General features: G+C 70.2%; 7 protein-coding genes. 2 read left to right on the top strand and 5 right to left on the bottom strand.

Going from position 1 to position 5,787, the window contains the following annotated elements; translation table 11 throughout:
- Window positions 1–25: 25 nt before the first annotated feature.
- Window positions 26–1,888, top strand: a complete 1,863-nt coding sequence (gene feoB, locus ACY35P_RS14750; RefSeq protein WP_462116596.1) for a ferrous iron transport protein B — start codon at window positions 26–28, stop codon at window positions 1,886–1,888.
- A gap of 2 nt (window positions 1,889–1,890) precedes the next feature.
- Window positions 1,891–2,127: a DUF6587 family protein gene (locus ACY35P_RS14745; RefSeq protein ID WP_462116594.1), complete on the top strand. Its 237-nt coding sequence runs from the start codon at window positions 1,891–1,893 to the stop codon at window positions 2,125–2,127.
- Between the two features lies 1 nt (window position 2,128).
- Here the strand turns inward: ACY35P_RS14745 and ACY35P_RS14740 are convergent, their stop codons facing one another.
- The 5 genes from ACY35P_RS14740 to ACY35P_RS14720 all read right to left on the bottom strand — a co-directional run.
- Entirely contained in the window at window positions 2,129–2,485 is a 357-nt protein-coding gene (locus ACY35P_RS14740) for a hypothetical protein (protein ID WP_462116593.1), read from the bottom strand.
- Window positions 2,482–2,985, bottom strand: coding sequence for a bactofilin family protein (locus ACY35P_RS14735; RefSeq protein WP_462116595.1), 504 nt, complete (start codon window positions 2,983–2,985; stop codon window positions 2,482–2,484). The genes ACY35P_RS14740 and ACY35P_RS14735 overlap by 4 nt, the downstream gene beginning before the upstream one ends.
- Before the next feature lie 171 nt (window positions 2,986–3,156).
- Window positions 3,157–4,767: a carboxyl transferase domain-containing protein gene (locus ACY35P_RS14730; RefSeq protein WP_462116592.1), complete on the bottom strand. Its 1,611-nt coding sequence runs from the start codon at window positions 4,765–4,767 to the stop codon at window positions 3,157–3,159.
- A 228-nt stretch (window positions 4,768–4,995) separates the two neighbouring features.
- On the bottom strand, window positions 4,996–5,358 hold the full coding sequence (locus ACY35P_RS14725; RefSeq protein ID WP_462116591.1) for a hypothetical protein: 363 nt from the start codon (window positions 5,356–5,358) through the stop codon (window positions 4,996–4,998).
- 179 nt (window positions 5,359–5,537) lie between these two features.
- A partial coding sequence (locus ACY35P_RS14720; protein ID WP_462116590.1) for a hypothetical protein occupies window positions 5,538–5,787 on the bottom strand: 250 nt, incomplete at its 5' end.

The following is a 5,787-nucleotide window of genomic DNA, read 5'->3' as shown; positions in this document are numbered from 1 at the left end:
AGACGGAGTCCGAGGCGCTGCGCGCATGAGCACCGCGGCGCTCCGCCTCGCGCTGGTCGGCAATCCGAACTGCGGCAAGACCGCGCTGTTCAATCGGCTGACCGGCAGCCGCCAGAAGGTGGCGAACTACGCCGGCGTCACCGTGGAGCGCAAGGAGGGCCGCTTCTCCGCGCCGTCCGGGCGCGACTACGTCGTGCTCGACCTGCCGGGTGCCTACAGCCTCCAGGCCGCGAGCCTCGACGAGGCTGTGACGCGCGACCTCTGCCGCGGCTTCTATCCCGGCGAGCCGGCGCCCGACGTGATCGTCTGCGTGGTCGATGCGACGAACCTGCGCCTGCACCTGCGGTTCGCGCTGGAAGTACGCGAGCTCGGCCGCCCGATGATCGTCGCGGTCAACATGATGGATGCCGCCAAGCGCCGCGGCATCGAGGTCGACCTGGACGTGCTCGCCCGCGAGCTCGGCGTGCCGGTCGTGCCCACCATCGCCGTTCGCAGCGGCGGTGCGAAGGCGCTGGTCGACGTGCTCGACCGCGGCGCGGCCACCCTGCCGCCGGGCGATCCGAACACCGCGGGCGCGACGGCCAGCGACATCGACGCGCTCCACGTGCGCACGCGGGAGATCCTCGCCGCGGCCGTGCGCATGCCCCGACGCACCGCCGAGATCGACGACGCGCTCGACCGCTGGCTGCTGCACCCGGTCTTCGGCCTGGCCGCGTTCCTCGCCGTGATGTTCCTGATCTTCCAGGCGGTCTACGTCTGGGCGACCCCGGTCGCCGACCTCATCGACGCGGGCGCGTCGTGGCTGGCCGGGCAGGTCGGCACGTGGCTTCCGCCCGGCCCGCTCGCGAGCCTGCTCGCCGACGGCGTGGTCAAGGGCGCGGGAAGCGTGCTCGTGTTCCTGCCGCAGATCCTCATCCTGTTCTTCTTCATCCTCGCGCTCGAGGAGTCGGGCTACCTGCCACGCGCCGCGTTCCTGCTCGATCGCATGATGTCCGCCGCCGGCCTGTCGGGCCGCTCGTTCATCCCGCTGCTGTCGAGCTTCGCCTGTGCGATTCCCGGAATCATGGCCACGCGCTCGATCCAGGACCCGCGTGATCGCCTCGCGACGATCCTCGTGGCGCCGTTGATGACCTGCTCGGCGCGGCTGCCGGTCTATGCGCTTCTGATCGGCGCGTTCATTCCGCGGCACAAGGTGTTCGGCCTGCTCAACCTGCAGGGGCTGGTGCTGTTCGCGCTCTATGCGGCCGGCATCCTGAGCGCGCTCGTCGTCGCCTGGGTCATGAAGAAGTGGCGCCGCGACAAGGGCGAGCATCCGTTGATGCTCGAGCTGCCGTCGTACCGCGTGCCGCATCCGCGCGACCTCGCGATCGGGCTGTGGGAACGCGGCGCCATCTTCCTCAAGCGCGTGGGCGGCATCATCCTCGCGCTGTCGATCCTGCTGTGGGTGCTGCTCACCTTTCCGTCGCCGCCGCCGGGCTTCAGTGGCGCCGCGATCGACTACAGCTTCGCGGGCCGCATCGGCCATGCGATGACCGCGCTGTTCGCGCCGCTCGGCTTCAACTGGCAGATCTGCATCGCGCTCGTGCCCGGGCTCGCGGCACGCGAGGTCGCGGTGTCCTCGCTCGCGACGATCTACGCGCTCTCGGCGGTGGACGACACGGCCGCGGCTAACGCGCTCTCGCCGATCATCGGCAGCACGTGGTCGCTCGGCACCGCGCTCTCGCTGCTCGTATGGTTCATCTACGCGCCGCAGTGCATCTCGACACTCGCCACCATCCGGCGCGAGACGAACTCGTGGAAGCAGGTCGGCATCGCCGCCGGCTATCTGTTCGCGCTCGCGTACGTCGCCTCGCTGGTCACGTACCAGATCGCCGCGCGACTGGGCTGACCGTGCACGCCGGCCTCGCCCTGCAGTACGTCGTGATCGCGCTCGCGGCGTTGGCGAGCGCGCTCTACGTCGTGCGCACGCGCATGCCCGGAACGACGCGCCGCCTCCGCGGCTGGGTCGCGCTGAGGCTGGTCGACAGCGGGGTGCCGCGCCTTACGCGGCTCGGTCGTCGCATCGCGCCCCCGGCGCGCGTGCAGGATGCCTGCGGCGCCTGCGACGGGTGCGGACCGAAGGATTGAGTCAGCGCCGCCGGCCCTTGCCGGCCGGCACCACGTTGGTTTCGACGGAGACGCTGAAGGTGCGCGCCTGGCTGCCCTCCAAGGCGCCGACGCCGACCACCTGGCGGTTGATCTCCTCGCCCCGCTCGTTGCGGATGACGAGGATCATCGTGTACTCGACCGCTTCCCCCGGACGCTCGGCGCGCAGCGAGCCTTCGACCGCCAGCGACGTGGTGCGCTGGAGGTCGGTGCCGCTCGAGGCGTCGAAACGCAGGTGGTGCTTGCAGCCCGGGCAGACGCTCGCGGTTTCGAGGATCGTCGTCCTGCAGTGCGGACACGCGCGCGTCGCACCCGGCACGCCGGGCCGTACGGCGCTCATGCGGCGCTGTCGGCGCCCGTGCTGTCGGACTTGGTCTTGCCGGCGGTGGTGGCGGTATCGCCCCAGCCGAACTCGACCATGCCGCGCATGCGCGCGCCCGGCGCCACGGTGACCGTGCCGGCCTTGACGTCGCCGACCATCGATCCGCTCTCGACGACCTCGACGCGCTGCGCCGACTCGACGTTGCCTTCGAGCTCGCCAGCGACGACGACACGACGTGCCTTGACGCCGCCGTTCACGCGCGCGCCCACTTCGATCGTCAGGTCGCCTTCCACCGCGATGTCGCCGGTGAAGCGGCCCGCGATGCGCACGTTGCCGGCGCCGGTGATCTTGCCTTCGATCGAGACGTCGGAGGCGATGACGGATTCCTGCGCCGGACGCGCGGCGCCGCGCGCCGAGCCGGTCGCCGGCGTCGGGGCAGGCGCGAAGGCGGCCGTGCCCGGCGCGGCGAACGACAGCTCATTCGGCGACGGATCCTTGCCCAGTGCCGAGTCCGGCATCGCGGCGGTGTCGCGCTTGGTGTTGGTGTTCGGAAAAATGGCCACGGAAGTTCCCTCGGGGGCGGGATGGGGGACCGAGCCTATCACGCGCTCTTGACACCAAGACCGTGACGCAGGGCCCCTATCTGACGCTCCGCGTCACCCGTTCCTGAACGTCGTGCCCGTGTCGGCTCACATGCGGAACACGCCGAAGCGCGTGCGCTCCTCGATGGGCGCATTGAGCGATGCCGACAGTCCGAGGCCGAGCACCCGTCGCGTATCGGCCGGGTCGATGACGCCGTCGTCCCACAGGCGGGCGGTCGCGTAGTACGGATTGCCCTGTGCCTCGTACTGGTCGCGGATCGGCGCCTTGAACGCGTCCTCGTCCTCCGCGCTCCACGCCTTGCCCGCGCCCTCGAGCGCATCGCGACGCACGGTCGCGAGCACGCTCGCCGCCTGCTCGCCGCCCATCACGCTGATGCGCGCGTTCGGCCACATCCACAGGAAGCGTGCGCCGTAGGCGCGACCGCACATCGCGTAGTTGCCCGCGCCGAAGCTGCCGCCGATGACCACGGTGAACTTCGGAACGTGCGAGCAGGCCACGGCCGTGACCATCTTCGCGCCGTCCTTCGCGATGCCCGCGTTCTCGTACTTGCGACCGACCATGAAGCCGGTGATGTTCTGCAGGAACACCAGCGGGATGCCGCGCTGGTTGCACAGCTCGATGAAGTGCGCGCCCTTGAGCGCGCTCTCGGCGAACAGGATGCCGTTGTTGGCGACGATGCCGACGGGATAGCCGTGCAGGTGCGCGAAACCGGTGACCAGCGTCTTCGCATAGCGCGCCTTGAACTCCTGGAAGTCGCTTCCGTCGACCAGGCGTGCGATCACTTCACGGATGTCGAACGGGCGGCGCGCGTCCTTCGGCACGAGGCCGTACAGTTCGTCGGTCGGATAGAGCGGCTCGCGCGACGGCAGGGTCGCCACCGGCAGCACCTTGCGACGGTTGAAGTTGCGCACGATGTCGCGTGCGATGCGCAGCGCGTCGTCGTCGTCCTGCGCGAAATGGTCGGCGACGCCGGAGACGCTGGTATGCACCTCCGCACCGCCGAGTGCTTCGGCGTCCACGACTTCGCCCGTCGCGGCCTTCACCAGCGGCGGGCCGCCGAGGAAGATCGTGCCCTGTTCCTTGACGATGACGCTCTCGTCGCACATCGCCGGCACGTAGGCGCCGCCGGCCGTGCAACTGCCCATCACCACCGCCACCTGCGGGATGTTGAGGGCCGACATGCGAGCCTGGTTGTAGAAGATGCGGCCGAAGTGTTCCTTGTCGGGAAAGACCTCGTCCTGCAACGGCAGGAACGCGCCGCCGGAATCGACGAGGTAGATGCAGGGCAGGTTGTTCTCGAGCGCGACTTCCTGCGCGCGCAGGTGCTTCTTCACCGTCATCGGGAAGTAGGTGCCGCCCTTGACCGTCGCGTCGTTGGCGACGACCACCACTTCCTGGCCCATGACCCGGCCGATGCCGCAGACCATGCCGGCCGCGGGCGCGGCATCGTCGTACATGCCCTCGGCGGCGAGCGGCGCGATCTCCAGGAACGGCGAGCCCTCGTCGAGCAGCGTAGTGATGCGATCACGCGCGAGCAGCTTGCCGCGCGCGGTGTGCTTCGCGCGGGCGGATTCGCCGCCGCCTTCCGCGGCGCGCGCGAGGCGCCGGCGCAGCTCGCCGACCAGCGCGCGGTGGTGCTCCGCGTTCTCCACAAAGTCGGCGGACTTCGGGTCGATGTGGCTCTGGATCGCGGACATGGGCAGGGGCTGGCGAACGGGACGCGCGATCAAACCACAAGGCGGGCGAGGGGGCCAGTCGCGCTCCGGCGCAGGAGCACGACGCGACGACCGAACCGCACTGCGGAGCATCTCCGGCAGCGAAGCGCAAAACGCGGCCGCAGGCGTGAGGCCGAGCCGCACGGGGCGAACGTCAAAAAAAAGAAGGCCCGCTTTCGCGGGCCCTCTCGTCACAACTGGAAGCCTGGATTACTTCTTGGCTTCTTCGGCAGCGGCGTCGGCCTTGTTGGCGACGTTCTGCGCGGCATTGGCGGCGTCGTTCGCGGCGTTGGCCGTGGCGTTCGCGGCGGTCGCGGCAGCGTCGTTCGCAGCGGCGGCGGTCGCGTCGGCAGCGTTGTCGACGGCCTGGCCGGCCTCGGCAGCGGCTTCGCCCGTGGCGGCGGCGGCGGCGTCGACGCCTTCGGCGGCGGCGTTACCGGCAGCAGCGGCGGCGTTCGCGGCGGCGTCGCCCGCGTTGGCGGCAGCAGCGGCGGCCTGGTCGGCCTCGTTCTGCGCCGTCGGGGTTTCGTTCTTGCAGGCCGACAGCGAGAGGACGGCGGCGGCGAGGAGCACGTAGAGCTTGGTCTTCATGAGCGTTCTCCGGAGGAGTTGTCTGAAAAGAAAAGGAAATACAGTCAGGCAACGCCAGTGCGCGTATCGCTCGGCTGAGCCGGCCTTTCGTTCACTGACCTATGGAAAAAGCCGCCGGATGACCGACGGCTTTTCCAAATGCTACAGCAACAACTGAGAAATTACTTCTTCTCGGTGGTCGCAGCGGCGTCGGCCGGCTTGGCAGCCTGCGCGGCGTCCTTGGCAGCGTCAGCAGCGTCGGCAGCCTTGTCGGCGGCGTCGGCGGCGTTGTCGGCCTGGGCAGCGGTCGGAGCGGCGGCAGCGGCGTCAGCCGAGGTCGCGGCAGCGTCGGCAGCCTGGGCGCGCGCCACGCGCGACGGTGAGGCCGCGGCGCGCCAGGCGCTGACCGCGCTGCGCGCACTGCAGGCGGGG

This window comes from Lysobacter xanthus, from assembly GCF_047159895.1.
Note: the sequence above shows the minus strand (reverse complement) of the source record. Positions and strands in the feature narration are given on the sequence as shown.